Here is a 15,324-nt window from a genome sequence, read left to right as displayed (position 1 = left end):
GGTTGCGTGCCCGCCGGGAATCTCGGCCGACCGGCGGCAGCGGACCTCGGCAGTGGTACGTTGCGCATGTGACCCGAATCGTGGCGGTGGCACCGGTGGTGCCGGCTCGAAGCTATAGCCAGAGCGAGATCACCACTGCGCTGCAGACGATGATCACGACCGATCCGGGCAGGCAGGCGGTGATGCGGCGCATCCACGCGTCGAGCGGGGTCGAGACTCGCAGCCTCGTGATGCCGCTCGAACGCTACGCGTCGCTGGTCTCGTTCCAGGAGTCCAACGACTTCTTCATCGCCGAGGGCACCACCCTCGCCGAGCGCGCCCTGACCGGTGCACTCGCCTCGGCCGGCCTCGAGCCCGCCGACGTCGACTTTCTGCTGTTCACCTCCGTCACCGGGATCGCCGCCCCGTCCATCGACGCGCAACTCGTCTCGCGCCTCGGGCTGCGCTCGGATGTGAAGCGACTGCCGAGCTTCGGCCTCGGCTGCGTTGCGGGGGCTGCGGGCATCGCCCGGGTTCACGACTACCTGATCGGGCATCCGGATGAGGTCGCCGTGCTGCTCTCGGTCGAGCTCTGCTCCCTCACGGTGCAGGCCAGCGACGATTCGATGGCGAACATCGTCGCCAGCGGTCTCTTCGGCGACGGGGCGGCCGCTGTGATCATGGTCGGCGACCGTCGCGCGCAGAAACTCGGGCTCCCCGGCCCCGAGGTCGTCGACACCCGCAGCCGCATCTACCCCGACACCGCGGATGTGATCGGCTGGGACATCGGCGGAACCGGTTTTCGCATCGTGCTGAGTGCGGGGGTGCCAGAGGTGATCGACCGCAACTTCGCCGGCGACACCGAGGGCCTGCTCGCGGCGCACGGGCTCACGATCGCCGACATCGGGGCGTGGGCGGCGCATCCGGGAGGCCCGAAGGTGCTCGAAGCGTTCTCGCGGGCGCTCGACCTGCCCGACGGTGCGCTCGACGCGAGCTGGCGCTCGCTCGCCCGGGTCGGCAACCTGTCTTCCGCCGCTGTGCTGCACGTGCTCGCCGAACTGATGGATGGGCATCCCGAGCCCGGCACCAACGGACTGCTCTTCGCGCTCGGCCCCGGCGTCACCGCCGAACTCGTGCTCTTGCGGTGGGCGGCAGGCACCGCGGCCGACGCGCAGACCGATATCGAGGTCGGCGCCGATTCGTCCGTCGGCGAGATCGGCGCAGCTGCGTGATCCTGTACACCGTGCTCGTGCTCGCGACCGGGCTCGAACGCATCGCCGAACTCGTCGTCTCGACGCGCAATGCCCGCTGGTCGTTCGCCCGAGGCGGCGTCGAGTTCGGCAAACGACACTTTCCGCCGATGGTCGCGCTGCACACCGGGCTTCTGCTGGCGTGCCTCGCCGAGGTCTGGTTCGGTGACAGGCCGTTCATCCCGTGGCTGGGCTGGCCGATGCTCGTTCTCGTGCTGGCGAGTCAGGCCCTGCGCTGGTGGTGCATCGCCGTGCTCGGGCCGCGCTGGAACACCCGGGTGATCATCGTCAGGGACCTGCCGCTGGTCGCCGGCGGGCCGTACCGCTGGCTGAAGCATCCAAACTACGTGGCCGTCGTGGTCGAAGGGTTCGCGCTGCCGCTGGTGCACACGGCCTGGGTCACCGCCATCGTCTTCACGGTGCTGAACGCCGTGCTGCTGCTCGCCGTGCGCATCCCGGTCGAGAATCGTGCTCTGGCGACGGTCGTGCCGGCCCGCCGATGACCGGTGGGAGGCCGCACGACGCCGATCTGATCGTTGTCGGGGGCGGCCCGGTCGGGCTGGCCGCAGGCATCGAGGCCGCCGTTCTGGGTATGGATGTGTTGATCGTCGAGCCGCGAGAGGGCCCGATCGACAAAGCGTGCGGTGAGGGGCTGATGCCGGGCGCGCTGGCGGCGCTGGACCGTCTCGGAGCGCATCCGGCCGGCCACGAGATCGCGGGCATCGCCTACCTGGATGGCGCCCGCGAGGCGCGGCACCGCTTCGTCGGCGCGACCGGCCGAGGAGTGAGGCGCACCGTGCTGCACGCCGCGCTCGCAGCCCGTGCCGCGGAGGTGGGCGTGCGCGTCGAACGCGCGCGGGTCGTCGACGTCGACGTCGGAGCCGACAGCGTGTCTGCCGGGCTCGCGGGGGAGGCGGGTCTCTCCGGCGGCCGGGTGCGGGCGCGCTGGATGATCGCGGCCGACGGGTTGCACTCGCCCGTGCGCCGCATGCTCGACCTCGAGCGCTCGCCGCAGCGCGACGACCGTCGCCGGTACGGCATCCGCCGCCACTACGCCGTCGCCCCCTGGACCGACCTGGTCGAGGTGCACTGGTCGGGCGACGTCGAGGCCTACGTCACTCCGGTCGATGCGGAGACGGTCGGGGTGGCCATGCTCGGCCCCCGGCACGTCGACCTGGATGCCGCGCTCGCCGGCATCCCGACGCTCGCGGCACATCTCGCGGCGGCGCCGGCCGTCACCTCCGCGCGCGGTGCCGGCCCCCTCCTGCAGCGCACCAGCGCGAGAACGTCGGGCCGCGTGCTGCTGGCGGGAGACGCCTCCGGTTACGTGGACGCTCTCACCGGCGAGGGGCTCCGCGTGGGGTTCGCCCAGGCGCGCTCGGCCGTCGCCGCGATCGTGGCCGGTGACGCTTCCGCGTATGAGCGCGCCTGGCGACAGGAGACCAGGGACTTCCGGATGCTCACCTCAGCGCTCGTCGCCGCCGCGCGGTCGCCGCTGCGTCACCGCATCGTGCCCGCCGCCGCTGCTGCTCCGCGACTGTTCGGAAGCGTCGTTGACCGCCTCGCCCGGTGACCCACACGCGGATTCCAATCGCGGCTCGTACCCTCATGGCGGGTGTAGTATCTGCAATTGACACTATTCACATGCAATATTTTGCGAGGTTCCGCGTGGGGAAGACGGCCGGCACAAAGCCTGCGGCTGCTCGAAAGAAGGCCGCCGAGTTCCGGGCGCTGGCGACCACCGTCGCATCGACGCCGACAGCGGCGGGGCGCACCAGCATCACGTTCTATCTGTCCGAAACGCTGCGCAACCGCGCACGCACCGCCTACCGCATGACCTGCGCCGACGAGGCCGACCTGAGCTGGTCCGACCTGATCGGCAAGGCGCTCCTGGCCGAGGTGGAACGGCGCGAGGTGATGTACAACGATGGCGAAGAGTTCGACGGCAGTCCGGAGCGACTGCAGCCGGGCCGTCCCGTCGGCGTCTGAGTCGAGGGTGGCCCGAGGGGCGGTTCGCCCGACACGCACGAACGCCGCGCCCCCGTCAGAAGACGGAGAGCGCGGCGTTCTGGTCGTGCTGGCGGCGGCTAGTTGGCCGTGACCGTATACGTGACCGACACGCCAGGCGTGCCGACACCGACCGTGTACTTGTCGTTGATGTAGGTGGCTTTGCTGTCAGATGCGGTGCCCGAGAGCGTGTAGCCGGCCTGCTCGAGCTTCGACTTGGCGTCGGCGAAACCGGTCTTGCCCTCCGGCTGCACTGTGACGCTCCAGCCGTTGTCCTTGTCGCCGCGAGCGACCAGGATGTCGCCGTCGATCAGGGGCACGTCGCTCTTCGGGAAGCTCGACGGGAGCGAAGCCGAAGCGCTGGACTCACTGGCTGACGGGGTGGAGGTGGATGCGTCACCGGTGCCGGAGCATCCGGCGAGCGATCCGATCGTGATGGCTGCCGCGAAAACGGCAGGGATGAACATTTTCTTGCGTGCGTTCTGCATGTTGATTCCTAGTGCTGTATGCGTATGTGATGCGGTATTGCGAGCATCCAGCTTACTCTCGGGTGTGCAGGGCACCCATGACGAATGTCAGCCCAGCAGCAGTGAGCTGAGCTGGTCGGTGGAGTGCACGATCGCAATCGCGCCGGCGGCTTCGGCGGGCGAGCCGTAGCCCCATTCGACGAGGATCGTGGGCAGGCCGTTCTCGGCCGCCCCTTCCACGTCGAACGCGCGGTCGCCGACCATGACGGTCTGCGTGAGGTCGACGCCCTGCTCGGTGAGCCTGCGCACGGCTTCGGCCACGACATCGGCCTTGGCGCTGCGCGACTCGTCTTCGGTGGCGCCGGTGATGACGTCGAAGTACTGAGCGAGATCGAAGTGCTCGAGGATGCGCTTGGCCTGCAGCTCAGGCTTGCTGGTGGCGACCGCGAGCGGGATGCCCGCGTCTTTGAGTCGCTGGAGCAGGCCGCGGATGCCGGGGAAGACCGCGCTGTCGAAGGCGCCGTGCTCGTGGTACGAGGCGCGGTAGATCGTGAGGGCCTTGCGCGACTCCTCCTCGGTCATCCCGGCGAACTCCTGCAGGGAGTCGAGCAGCGGAGGCCCGACGTACTCGACGAGCTGGGCGGGGGAGGGCACGGGCAGACCGAGGGTCTCGAACGTCGAGGCGAGGGATGCGGTGATGCCGGGTGCTGAGTCTGTGAGGGTTCCGTCGAGGTCGAACAGAACGCAGGTCCATGTTCGCGTGACGGTGGGGGTGGTGTTGGTCATAACCGTCCAATGGTAGGTGAGAGAAATCGAAGAACGCTCAACGTCCGCCGAGGGCGGATTCGATGTGCGATCGGGCGACGACCATCGTCTCGTCGGCCCCGGGGTTGAACTGCACGGCGACGAAGTCTGCGGTCGTGATGAACCCCAGTGCCTCGGTGGCCGGCACGATCACGGCCTGCACCTGGGTTCCCGCGCCGGCGCCGCCGGCCACGGCGCCCTGCAGAGCCTTCATCGAGGTGAAGAGCGGCAGCACGGACTCGCCGGTGGTGGAGGAGATCGTGCGCAGCGTCGTGTTCTCGGGAGTGGACCCGGTGACGTCGACCACCAGGCCGCCCTTCACCGCTGCCGTGAGGAGCGCATCCAGGTTCTCGATGCTGGGCTCGGCGACGATGGCGGCGAGCGCCTTGCGCACCGGGACGTTCTCGTAGCTCGAGGGGAAGCGGGGTGTCATCGCCATCAGAACAGCCTGCTGTCGCTGTCGTCGAGCCCGCGCATCTCGTCGTAATCGAGCACGAGGCAGCGGATGCCGCGGTCTTCGGCGAGCGTTCTCGCCTGCGGCTTGATCTCTTGAGCGGCGAACACACCGACCACCGGCGCCAGGTGGGGATCCCGGTTCATCAGTTCGAGGTAGCGAGTGAGCTGTTCGACGCCGTCGATGTCGCCCCGGCGCTTCAGCTCGACCGCGACGGCGCCGCCCTTCTCATCCCTGGCCAGGATGTCGACCGGGCCGATCGCCGTCATGTACTCGCGGCGCACGAGCACGTGGCCGTCGCCGAGGAGGTGGATCTGCTCGGCGAGCAGCTTCTGGAGGTGGGCTTCGACGCCGTCTTTCTGCAGCCCGGGATCGACGCCGAGGTCGTGGGCCGAGTCGTGCAGGATCTCGTGGATCGACACGACGAGCATGTCGGCCGTCTTCGCCTGGGTCACCTTCCAGATCTCGGTGACACCGACCTCGGCCTGAGCCTCGTCGGGTTGCAGCACGCTGAGCGTGCACGGCGGGCTCATCCAGTTCAGCGGCTTGTACGAGCCGCCGTCGGAGTGCACGAGCAGGCTGCCGTCGGACTTCAGCATGAGCAGCCGGTTCGCCAGCGGCAGGTGCGCGCTCAAGCGGCCGGCGTAGTCGACGGAGCACTTCGCAATGACTAGACGCACCGAATCATCCTAGGGCGCTGGCAGGATGGGTGCATGGCCAGCGACCTCCTCATCGGCACCTATACGCAGCACCTTCCCCACGTCGACGGCAGGGCAGACGGCATCCTCGCCGCCGTGTTCGACGGGGCCGGGATCGAGGACGTGAGGCTTGCGGCCGCTGCCGACAATCCGTCGTGGGTGACATCGAGCCGTGACGGTTCGCGTGTCTACGCCGCGATCGAGACCGAGCCCGATGGCGCGATCGCCGCCTTCGCCCGTGACGAGGATGGCGTGCTCACGGCACTCGGCGAGTCTTCGTCGGGAGGCGCGGCGCCGGCGTACCTCACGCTCGATCCGAGCGAGCGGTTCGTGGTGGCCGGCACCTACGGTGGCGGCTCGCTCTCGGTCTTCGCGCTGGCGGGCGACGGGTCGCTCGGCGAGCGGGTGTCGTTCGTGCAGCACGAAGGACACGGCCCGAACGCCGCCCGCCAAGAGGCGCCGCACGTGCACCAGGTGAGCTTCGACCCTGTCACCGGAGACCTCGTGGTGGTCGACCTGGGCCTCGGAGAGGTGCGGTTCTACGACTTCGGCGCCGACGGCTCCGTCGAGCTCCGACCCGAGGTGACGGTCTCATCGGGAGCGGCGGGCCCCCGCCACCTCGCGTTCCACCCGGGCGGCGGCCACGCGTTCGTGGTCAACGAGCTCGACAACACCATCGATCTGCTGCGGCGCGAGGGCGACCGCTTCGCTCGCGTGAGCACCGCGTCCACTCGTCCGGCCGATGCGGTGGGCGAGAGTTCGGCCGCGGCCGTTCGCGTCTCGTCGAGCGGGCGCACGGTCTTCGTGACCAACCGCGGTGATGACAGTGTCGCCGTGTTCGCGTTCGAGTCGGAGGGCGCGGAGCCGTCGCTCGCGCTCGTGGCGACCGTGCCGACGCGCGGCGCCACCCCGCGCGATCTGGTCGTGTCGCCGGAGGGGGATCGCATCCTGGTCGCCAACCAAGACGGCGGCAGCGTCGCGGTCTTCGCCTTCGACGACGCCGAGCGCACGCTCGAATTCGTCTCGCTCACGGCCGCGCCGACGCCGGTCTGCCTGCGCTTCGTCGGCTGACAGACGTCGCCGCCCCCGAGCTGGAGGGCGGCGACGGTGTGTGCTCGTACGGGCTACTTCAGGGTGCGGAGCGTGGCGAAGAAGGCCCGGATGTCTTCGGCGAGAACAGCGGGGCGCTCCAGCGCCGCGTAGTGCCCGCCGCCGTCGAACTCCGACCAGTGCACGATGTTGTCGTTGTCCCGCTCGGCGAAGGTGCGCACGGACTTGAAGTCGTCGGAGAACACCGCGACGCCGATGGGGGAGTGGTTCACCGCCGGCTCCGCGCCCGCGTGCGCCTCCTCGTGGTGGTAGCGGCCCATCGTCGCCGAGGTGTTGGTGAACCATTCGAGCGAGGCCTCCGTGAGGATCTGCTCGGTCGTGACGAGACTCGTGCCGTTGCCGAACGACTGGAACAGCTCGTTCCAGGCCAGCTGCCCGATCGGCGAATCGGAGAGGCCGACGGCCACCGTCTGCGGCCGGCTCGCGTTGATGGCGTTGTAGCCGCCCACCGACTGGAACCACTGCATGTGCTCGAGGGCTGCGTAGTCCTTCGGCTCCAGCTTCTCGAACTCGGCGGGGTCGCCGGAGGGGAAGGAGAACAGCTGCAGCACGTGCGAGCCGAGGTATCCCTCGGGGGCCGCGAGCCCGAACTCGCGGGCGACCATCGCACCACCGTCGCTGCCGTGGGTGCCGTACTCGTCGTATCCGAGGCGGTGCATGAGCGTGTCGAACGTGCGCGCGACGCGGGCCATCGTCCAGCCGCGCTCGACCACCGGCACGCTGTAGCCGAACCCGGGCAGCGACGGCACGACGACCGAGAACGCGTCCTCCGCCCGTCCGCCGTGCGCGACCGGGTCGACGAGCGGGCCGATCAGGTCGAGGAAGTCGACGAAGCTGCCCGGGTAGCTGTGCACGAGCAGCAGCGGTGTCGCGTTCTCCTCGGCCGACGGAACGTGGAGGAAGTGGATGGTCTGGCCGTCGATCTCGGTGAGGAAGCCGGGGAAGGCGTTGATCTTGGCCTCCTGCTCGCGCCAGTCGAACCCGTTCCGCCAGGTCTCGGCGACCTCGCGGAGGTAGGAGTTGGGCACGCCGTACTGCCAGTCGTCCTCGCCGGGAACGGCCCGGGGGAGGCGGGTGCGGGCGATGCGGTCCTGCAGGTCGGCGATGTCGTCATCCGAGACGGCGATGCGGAACGGGGTGATCTGGGTGTTCGTCTGAGTTGTCATGGCTTCACTGTAGAAAGCTAATAGGAACGTTCGGTTCCTATATATGCGATGATCTTCGGCATGACGGATACGGCCTCGCGACTGCTGCGCATCCTCGCCCTGTTGCAGGTTCGGCCCGCCTGGACGGCCGCCGAACTCGGCGAGCGGCTGGCCGTGAGTTCGCGCACCATCCGCACCGACATCGACAGGCTTCGCGCGCTCGGCTACCCGGTCGACGCCGTGCGCGGTCCGGCGGGCCACTACCGTCTCGGAGCGGGCGGGAGGCTGCCCCCGCTGCTGCTCGACGACGAGGAGGCGGTGGCGGTGACCATCGGCCTGCGGGCGGCGACCGGAATCAGCGGCATCGAGGAGAGCAGCGCGCGGGCGCTCGCCAAACTCGAGCAGGTGCTTCCCGACCGTCTGCGCATCAAGGTGACGGCCGTGAACCAGACGGTGTCGAAGGCGCCGGAGAACACCGGAAGCAACGTGCCCGACCCCGTGGTCGACGCGGACGTTCTCTCGGCGATCGCCACGGCCATCCACGAACGCCACTGGCTCAGGTTCGACGATCGGGAGCGGCAGCGCGCGGTCGAACCGTATCGCCTGGTCAACTGGCAGCGCCGGTGGTACCTCGTGGCGCGCGACACGACGACGGCGGAGTGGGCAGCCCACCGCGTGGACTGGATGACGCTGCGGATGCCCACCCACCGCCCGTTCGAACCGCGCCCGCTCGAAGGCGGCGACTACGCGAGCTTCGTGCTGCGCACGGTGGCGGCGGCCGGCTGGGATGTGCACGCCCGCATCGAGGTGATGGCGCCGGCGGAAGAGGTGCTGTCGCGCATCAACGCCGCCGTCGGGGTGGTGGAGCCGATCGACGACGACACCTGCGTGCTGGTCACCGGCGGCGACAGCGTCGAGATCATCGCGGTCTACATCGGGATGCTGGGCCTCGACTTCAAGGTGACGTCGCCGCCCGAGCTGGTCGCCCAGGTGCGCGCCCTCGGCGCGCGCTACGCGCGGGCCGTGCGGTAGCGCGGCGGGCCGCGCCGGCGCTGTGCGGCGGGCCTGCGCGTGCCGCGGTGGTGCGCGCCTGCGCGCGTGCCGCCGCGGGCGAGCGAGCGTGCCCGTTCGTGCGGGCGAGCGTGGCCGTTTGCACCGAGCCGGTCCGTTCCGGTCGAGTGTGCCCGGCACACCTGCCACGGTCGACCGCAAGTGCCTCGCTCGCCATCAGCCGGGCGCGGTGCGCGCAGACTGGCAGTGTTTGCCGTGCGGGCGAGCGTGGCCGTTTGCACCGAGCCGGTCCGTTCCGGTCGAGTGTGCCCGGTGCACCGGCCACGGTCGACCGCAAGTGCCTCGCTCGACGGGGATGCGCGGGGCGGCGGCCAGCGCCGTGCGGCCAGCGCCGGACGGCCGGCTACGCGGCGGGGTCGCTCGCGGACGCGGCGGCCGGCTGCTTGCGGCTGCGCGACGACTCCCGCACGGCCGGCGCCGCCAAGAACGCGGCGACGAGCAGCACGAGGATGAGGTACAGCGCGTTCAGCAGGCCGAACTCCTTGCCCAGGAACCCGATGACCGGCGGGCCGACCAGGAACGCGCAGTATCCGATGATCGCCACAGCGCTCACGCGGGCGGCCGGGTTGGCGGCGCCGTCGGCCGCGGCGGACATCCCGAGCGGGAAGCCCAGCGAGACGCCGAACCCCCACAGCACGGTGCCGATCACGACGAGCCAGAGCGGCCCGCCGAGGATGAAGATCAGGAGCCCGGCGGCGCCCAGCCCGGCGGTTATACGGATGGCCACCACCCGGCCGATCCTGTCGACGAGCGGGCCGCCGGCCACGCGGCCGATGGTCATCGCGGCCACGAAGAAGCCGAAGACCACGGCTCCGGTCGAGTTGTCCTGACCGTGTCCGTCGACCACGGCGAGGGAGATCCAGTCGTTGGCCGAACCTTCGCCGAACGCCATGCCGAGCATCACGACGCCGATCAGGATGAGACGCCAGTCGGCCCACACGGCCAGGCTGTCGCGCATCCGCTGACCGAATGGCACCTTGGGCTGAGCCGCGCCCGCGGCCTCGTCGCCGAGTTCGGCCTCGCGCGGGATGTAGCGCACGGCCACGATCACGCCGGCGAAGATCACGACGGCGATGGCGATGAGGTGCCACGACACGTCGATGTCGAGGGCGGCGGATGCGGCGCCGATTCCCGCGCCGAGCACCGTTCCGAGGCTGAAGCACGCGTGCATGAGTGGCATGAGGGTCTTGCCGATCTCGCGTTCCACGGCGGTGCCTTCGACGTTCATCATCACGTCGACCATCCCGTTTCCGAAGCCGAGAAGGATGAGACCGACCGCAACCAGCGGGATCGAGTGCGCCACCGATGTGCCGACGCCGAGCAGCACCAGCCCCACGGAGACGATCGTCAGGCCGGCGACCATCCCTTTGTGCGGGCCGAAACGCACCAGCACCGGTGAGGAGAGGGCGAGACCGATGATCGCGCCGACCGACATCCCGAGGATGAGCAGACCGATCGCCGAAGGGTCTTTGCCGAGGTCGAGCCCGTCGCGCACGCCCGGGATGCGGGCCACCCAGGTCGCCATGGCGAGTCCGCTCAGAATGAAGATCACGAACACTGCGTTGCGCCACGCGGTGAGCTCGCGGCGGCTGCGGGATGTGGTCGGGGTCGTCTGCGACATCGTGGTCCTGTACGGCTGGGAAACGGTGCTGATGGATGCTCGAATCGATTCGATCGAAACGATTCGACTAAGCTACCACACGTGAACGACACCAGCACCTCCCCTGCGCGCCCCACCCTCGCGGCGGTCGCTCGCCTGGCCGGCGTCTCCAATTCGACCGCGTCTCTGGCGTTCAGTGGCAGCGGACCGGTCTCCGAATCGACCCGAGAACGTGTTCTCGACGCCGCGAAACAGCTGAACTATGCCGGCCCCGATCCGCGTGCGCGCTCCCTCCGCCGCGGACGCTCCGGCATCGTGGGAGTCGTCATGGAGGAGCGCGTTCGCGACGCCTTCCACGACCCCATCAAGATCGCCCTCCTCGACGGCATCGCCCAGGAGATCGGCGCGATCGACGCGGGGCTGCTCATCCTCACCGACGCGGGCGAGACAGCCCAGCGCATCGACGACGCTCCGATGGATGCGGTGGTGCTCATCGGCTGCAGCCCCCGCCTCGACGAGTCGGTCGCCATCCTCCGCCAGCGCGGCATCCCTCTGGTCGCGATCGAGGGAGACCCCGCCGACGACGTTCTGACGATCGGCCAAGACAACCGCGAGGCCACCCGTGTCGCCGCGCAGCATCTCTACGACCTGGGTCATCGGGATGTGGCGGCCGTCACTCTCTCCCTCGACCGCGACCGCACGCGCGGCCCCCTCACCTCCGAACGTCTCGCCTCCGGAACCTCCAACACGACGATCTCCCGTTTCGCCGGCCTGCGCGACGTGTTTCCGGATGCGCGTGGCGAGGTCACCCGCGGCTCTTTCGTCGAGGAGGGCCGCATCGCCGGCCACGTGCTGCTCGGCGACCCCGCCACCCGGCCGACCGCGATCGTCGCCCAGAGCGACCTGCTGGCCGCCGGCGTCATCCGTGCCGCCGAGGAGCTCGGCCTCGACGTGCCCGCCGACCTGAGCGTCGTCGGCTTCGACGGCGTCCGCGTCGACGGCCTCTGGCCCTACGACCTGACCACCCTCGTGCAGCCCGCCGTCGACAAGGGCCGCGCCGCCGGCGTCGCCATCGTCGACATGCTCGACGGCCGCTCCGCCCGCCCCGCCACCTTCACCAGCGTCTTCCACCTCGGCAACACCACCGCCCCGCCCCGCCGCTGAGCGGCGCTGCTGCCGCCGCCGCTGCTGCTGCCCGTTGCTGCCGCCGCGCCCGTTCTACCGCGAGTGTGACTCTTCGCCATGAGTGTGCCCGTTCCGGTCGAGTGTGCCTGCAGTGCCGGCCACATTCGACCGCACGGGCCACATTCGTTGGGATGGGCCACGTTCGCGCGGCCTGAGGGCAAGTGTGCGCCGGCCATATTCGCAAGGATCGGCCACGCTCGATAGGCGTTGTGGTGAGTGCGCGCATCCCTTCCCGTTCCGTAAGTGTGACTCTTCGCCATGAGTGTGCCCGTTCCGGTCGAGTGTGCCTGCAGTGCCGGCCACATTCGACCGCACGGGCCACATTCGTCGGGATGGGCCACGTTCGACGGGCGTAGAGGTTAGTGCGTTCGCGAATGGCCTAAGTGGCTCGTTGCCTTCACGAGTGTGGCTCTTTGCCGTGAGTGTGTCCGGTGCGGTCGAGTGTGTCTGCTGTGCCTGCCACATTCGACCGGAACGGTCACACTCGTCGGGATGGGTTACATTCGTCGGGATGGGCCACGCTCGTCGGGATGCCCGCGAGACCGCACCCCCGCACCGCACCCGCCCAAACCGCATCACCACTCCGCACCCGCCCAAACCGCATCACCACTCCGCACCCGCCCAAACCGCATCACCATTCCGCACCCGCCCGAACCGCGCCCTCACCACTCCCCTTCCCCACCCGCACCCTCACCGCCCACCGAATCCGACACGCACACCCCACCCGCAGACGCCCGCCGAATAGGCTGTCGGCATGACCGATCTCGAAGCCTTGTACCGTGACCTGCACAGCCACCCCGAGCTCGCGTTCGCCGAACATCGCACGGCCGGCATCGTCGTCGAGCGGCTGTCCGCGCTGGGTCTCGACGTGACGCAGGGCATCGGCGGCACCGGGGTTGTGGGGGTGCTCGAGAACGGCGAAGGGCCGACCGTGCTGCTTCGCGCCGACATGGATGCCCTCCCGGTTCTCGAAGACACCGGGCTCGAATGGGCGTCCACCCAGACGGCCACCGATCACACCGGCGCGGTCGTTCCTGTGATGCACGCGTGCGGCCACGACATCCACATCACGTGCCTGGTCGGCGCCGTCGAAGCGCTGGTCGCGGCGCGCGACGAGTGGACCGGCACACTGGTGGCGCTTTTCCAGCCGGCCGAGGAGCACGGCGGCGGCGCGCAGGTGATGATCGAAGACGGACTCTACGAGAAGGTTCCGGTGCCGGATGTGGTGCTCGGCCAGCACGTGACGCCGCTGCCCGCGGGGATGCTCGGCGCGCACTCGGGCGCCGCCATGGCCGCCGTCGACACGATGGAGGTCACGCTGCACGGTCGCGGTGGTCACGGATCCCGGCCCGAGACGACCATCGACCCCGTCGTGATGGCGGCCGCCACCGTGATGCGCCTGCAGACGATCGTGTCGCGGGACATCGCGCCGCAGGAGACCTCCGTCGTGACGGTGGGTTCGATGCACGCGGGCAGCGCCAACAACATCATCGCGGCCGAGGCGAAGCTCGGCATCAGCGTGCGCAGTTTCAGCGAAGAGGTGCGCGCGCGGGTGCTCGGCTCGGTCGAGCGCATCGTCTCGGCCGAAGCCGCGGCGTCGGGCGCGACGGTGCCGCCGACGATCGAGTTCGGAGAACGGTATCCGGTCACCGTGAACGACCCCGCCGCGACCGAGCGTGCAACGGCCGCGTTCGCCGCCGAGTTCGGCGAGGAGCGCCTGTTCGACCCAGGAGCCATCTCCGGAAGCGAAGACGTGGGCAACCTGGCGACGGCGGCGACCGCGGTCAAGGGCTCAACGGTGCCGCTGGTCTACTGGATGCTCGGCGGCGGCGACCCGGCGACCGTTGCCGCCGCGCTTGCCGCGGGAACGATGGAGGCCCACATCCCGTCGAACCATTCCCCGCACTTCGCACCGCTCGCCCAGCCCACGATCGACACCGGTGTGCGCGCGCTGGTCGTCGCCGCGCGGGAGTGGCTGGCCTAGACACTCACGCGCCGGCGGCGCACCCGTGACGCCGGCGCCGCACCCGTGACGCTGGCGCCGCACCCGTGACGCTGGCGGCGCACCCGTGACGCCGGCGCGCACCCGTGACGCCGGCCCCGCTCACACCCCCGGGCGCATCCACCGGGTCGTGTGCGCGCGCAGCCCCAGCGTCACGGCGCGCGCCCCGAGGTATCCGAACGCGAACGCCGCTGTCAGCCAGGCGAGCCCCGCCGCGTCATGCCCGCCCCACGCCCCGACCATCAGTGCCAGCGGAACGAACACCGCGACATTGGTGAGCCCGGTCAGCGCGAGGTACCGCGCATCCCCGGCTCCGATGAGCACACCGTCGAGCACGAAGACGTAGCCGCCGAGCGGTGCGCCGACCCCGATGATGGCGAGCGCCACCGGGAGGAGGGATGCGACCGACGGATCGTTCGTGAACAGTCCGGCCGCGAACGGGCTGAGCACGACCACGATCGCCCCGAACACGACCCCGGCCCCGACGCCCCACTGCAGACATCGCCGCAGCACCGCGCGCACGTTCTCGAGGTCTCCCGCGCCGAGGCCTTTGCCGACGAGGGCCTGGGCGGCGATGGCGAGCGCGTCGAGAGCGAACGCGATGGTCGCGAACACGGTCATGGTGACCTGGAACGCGGCGAGCTCGTCAGGACCGAGACCGGTGGCGGTGAAGACGGCGAAGAGCATCGCCGCACGCAGGCTCGCCGTGCGAAGCAGCAGCCAGCCTCCCGACCGTGCGCTGTGGGCGACCCCGGTGTGGTGCGGAAGAAGCGGGGCGCCGACGCGGCGGGCGTGCCGGGCGACGATCACCACGTAGACGAGCGCCATCGCCCACTGCGCCACGACGGTTCCGGCCGCCGACCCGGCGATGCCCCAGCCGAGCGGATAGATGAACAGGTAGTTGAGCACGATGTTGACCGCGAAACCGGCGACGGCGACGACGAGCGGCGTGCGGGTGTCTTGCAGGCCTCGGAGCAGCCCGGTCGCGGCGAACACGAGGAGCATGGCCGGCAGGCCGAGCATCGACAGTTGCAGGTAAGTGGATGCGGCGGCCGACACCGCGGGCGAGGCGCCGAACAGAGACACCAGCCACGGCGAGGCCAACCAGCCCGCCGCCGCGAGCAGCATCCCCAGCGCCAGCGCAAGCCAGCTGCCGTCGACGCCGGCCGCCACGGCGCCGCGTACGTCCCCTGCTCCGAGGCGACGCGCCACGGCGGGCGTGGTGCTGTAGGCGAGGAACACCATGAGTCCGACGATCGTCTGCAGCACGGCGCTCGCTATCCCGAGGCCGGCGAGTGGGGTGACGCCGAGATGGCCGACCATGGCCGAGTCCGCGAGCAGGAACACCGGTTCGGCCACGAGCGCCCCCAGCGCGGGAACGGCCAGCCGCAGGATGTCCCGGTCGACGGGCCGTGTCTCTTGCTTCCGCACCGCACAACGCTACCGCCCCGCGCGAGGGGCGGCTTGTTGCGACCTGGCACTGTGCGCAGGTCGCAAGAACGCGCCCCTCGTCGGCGCGAGGAGGCGAGGGGCGCGAGGGGTGAGGGGTGAG

General features: G+C 70.1%; 15 protein-coding genes. 8 read left to right on the top strand and 7 right to left on the bottom strand.

The annotated features are described in order from the left end of the window. The first annotated feature begins 68 nt into the window (after nucleotides 1-68). From ACFVWR_RS02460 to ACFVWR_RS02445, 4 genes are all read left to right on the top strand, one after another. Nucleotides 69-1,211 (top strand): type III polyketide synthase, encoded by a 1,143-nt coding sequence (locus tag ACFVWR_RS02460; RefSeq protein WP_387207623.1) that lies wholly within the window; start codon nucleotides 69-71, stop codon nucleotides 1,209-1,211. Beyond that, nucleotides 1,208-1,732 carry an isoprenylcysteine carboxyl methyltransferase family protein gene (locus tag ACFVWR_RS02455; RefSeq protein ID WP_387207621.1) on the top strand — a complete coding sequence of 175 codons (525 nt, stop codon included), beginning with the start codon at nucleotides 1,208-1,210 and terminating at the stop codon, nucleotides 1,730-1,732. Before ACFVWR_RS02460 ends, ACFVWR_RS02455 begins: the two co-directional genes overlap by 4 nt. Beyond that, the gene (locus ACFVWR_RS02450; protein ID WP_387207619.1) at nucleotides 1,729-2,802 is read left to right on the top strand and encodes an NAD(P)/FAD-dependent oxidoreductase; all 1,074 of its coding nucleotides are present in this window, start codon (nucleotides 1,729-1,731) and stop codon (nucleotides 2,800-2,802) included. Before ACFVWR_RS02455 ends, ACFVWR_RS02450 begins: the two co-directional genes overlap by 4 nt. A 71-nt stretch (nucleotides 2,803-2,873) precedes the next feature. After that, nucleotides 2,874-3,218: a hypothetical protein gene (locus ACFVWR_RS02445; RefSeq protein ID WP_387207617.1), complete on the top strand. Its 345-nt coding sequence runs from the start codon at nucleotides 2,874-2,876 to the stop codon at nucleotides 3,216-3,218. Nucleotides 3,219-3,316: 98 nt separating this feature from the next. Here the strand turns inward: ACFVWR_RS02445 and ACFVWR_RS02440 are convergent, their stop codons facing one another. The 4 genes from ACFVWR_RS02440 to nucS all read right to left on the bottom strand — a co-directional run bounded on the left by ACFVWR_RS02440 (nucleotide 3,317) and on the right by nucS (nucleotide 5,641). Next, nucleotides 3,317-3,724 carry a hypothetical protein gene (locus ACFVWR_RS02440; protein WP_387207615.1) on the bottom strand — a complete coding sequence of 136 codons (408 nt, stop codon included), beginning with the start codon at nucleotides 3,722-3,724 and terminating at the stop codon, nucleotides 3,317-3,319. An 87-nt stretch (nucleotides 3,725-3,811) separates the two neighbouring features. Beyond that, complete coding sequence (locus ACFVWR_RS02435) at nucleotides 3,812-4,489, bottom strand: HAD family hydrolase (RefSeq protein WP_387207613.1); 678 nt, start codon at nucleotides 4,487-4,489, stop codon at nucleotides 3,812-3,814. Nucleotides 4,490-4,526: 37 nt separating this feature from the next. Beyond that, nucleotides 4,527-4,946 carry an SseB family protein gene (locus ACFVWR_RS02430; RefSeq protein ID WP_387207611.1) on the bottom strand — a complete coding sequence of 140 codons (420 nt, stop codon included), beginning with the start codon at nucleotides 4,944-4,946 and terminating at the stop codon, nucleotides 4,527-4,529. Continuing rightward, on the bottom strand, nucleotides 4,946-5,641 hold the full coding sequence (gene nucS / locus ACFVWR_RS02425; protein WP_387207609.1) for an endonuclease NucS: 696 nt from the start codon (nucleotides 5,639-5,641) through the stop codon (nucleotides 4,946-4,948). The genes ACFVWR_RS02430 and nucS overlap by 1 nt, the downstream gene beginning before the upstream one ends. Before the next feature lie 33 nt (nucleotides 5,642-5,674). Here nucS and ACFVWR_RS02420 point away from each other — a divergent pair, with 33 nt between their 5' ends. Then, complete coding sequence (locus ACFVWR_RS02420; protein ID WP_387207607.1) at nucleotides 5,675-6,730, top strand: lactonase family protein; 1,056 nt, start codon at nucleotides 5,675-5,677, stop codon at nucleotides 6,728-6,730. A gap of 53 nt (nucleotides 6,731-6,783) precedes the next feature. Here ACFVWR_RS02420 and ACFVWR_RS02415 read toward each other — a convergent pair whose 3' ends face one another. Beyond that, the gene (locus ACFVWR_RS02415; protein WP_387207605.1) at nucleotides 6,784-7,935 is read right to left on the bottom strand and encodes an epoxide hydrolase family protein; all 1,152 of its coding nucleotides are present in this window, start codon (nucleotides 7,933-7,935) and stop codon (nucleotides 6,784-6,786) included. Nucleotides 7,936-7,995: 60 nt separating this feature from the next. On the opposite strand from ACFVWR_RS02415, the gene ACFVWR_RS02410 reads away from it, so the two are divergent. Continuing rightward, nucleotides 7,996-8,946 carry a helix-turn-helix transcriptional regulator gene (locus ACFVWR_RS02410; RefSeq protein ID WP_387207603.1) on the top strand — a complete coding sequence of 317 codons (951 nt, stop codon included), beginning with the start codon at nucleotides 7,996-7,998 and terminating at the stop codon, nucleotides 8,944-8,946. A 382-nt stretch (nucleotides 8,947-9,328) separates the two neighbouring features. Here ACFVWR_RS02410 and ACFVWR_RS02405 read toward each other — a convergent pair whose 3' ends face one another. Further along, nucleotides 9,329-10,606, bottom strand: coding sequence for an MFS transporter (locus ACFVWR_RS02405; protein ID WP_387207601.1), 1,278 nt, complete (start codon nucleotides 10,604-10,606; stop codon nucleotides 9,329-9,331). A gap of 81 nt (nucleotides 10,607-10,687) precedes the next feature. Between ACFVWR_RS02405 and ACFVWR_RS02400 the strand changes: the two genes are divergently transcribed. Together ACFVWR_RS02400 and ACFVWR_RS02395 are read left to right on the top strand one after the other, a co-directional pair. Continuing rightward, on the top strand, nucleotides 10,688-11,749 hold the full coding sequence (locus ACFVWR_RS02400; protein ID WP_387207599.1) for a LacI family DNA-binding transcriptional regulator: 1,062 nt from the start codon (nucleotides 10,688-10,690) through the stop codon (nucleotides 11,747-11,749). A gap of 775 nt (nucleotides 11,750-12,524) precedes the next feature. Further along, nucleotides 12,525-13,754: an amidohydrolase gene (locus ACFVWR_RS02395; RefSeq protein ID WP_387207597.1), complete on the top strand. Its 1,230-nt coding sequence runs from the start codon at nucleotides 12,525-12,527 to the stop codon at nucleotides 13,752-13,754. Nucleotides 13,755-13,874: 120 nt separating this feature from the next. Here ACFVWR_RS02395 and ACFVWR_RS02390 read toward each other — a convergent pair whose 3' ends face one another. After that, nucleotides 13,875-15,203, bottom strand: a complete 1,329-nt coding sequence (locus tag ACFVWR_RS02390) for an MATE family efflux transporter (protein WP_387207595.1) — start codon at nucleotides 15,201-15,203, stop codon at nucleotides 13,875-13,877. Nucleotides 15,204-15,324: the final 121 nt, after the last annotated feature.

The organism is Leifsonia sp. NPDC058292 (genome assembly GCF_042880955.1).
In the GTDB taxonomy this organism is placed as follows: domain Bacteria; phylum Actinomycetota; class Actinomycetes; order Actinomycetales; family Microbacteriaceae; genus Leifsonia.
This window is presented reverse-complemented; position numbering and strand designations above follow the sequence as displayed.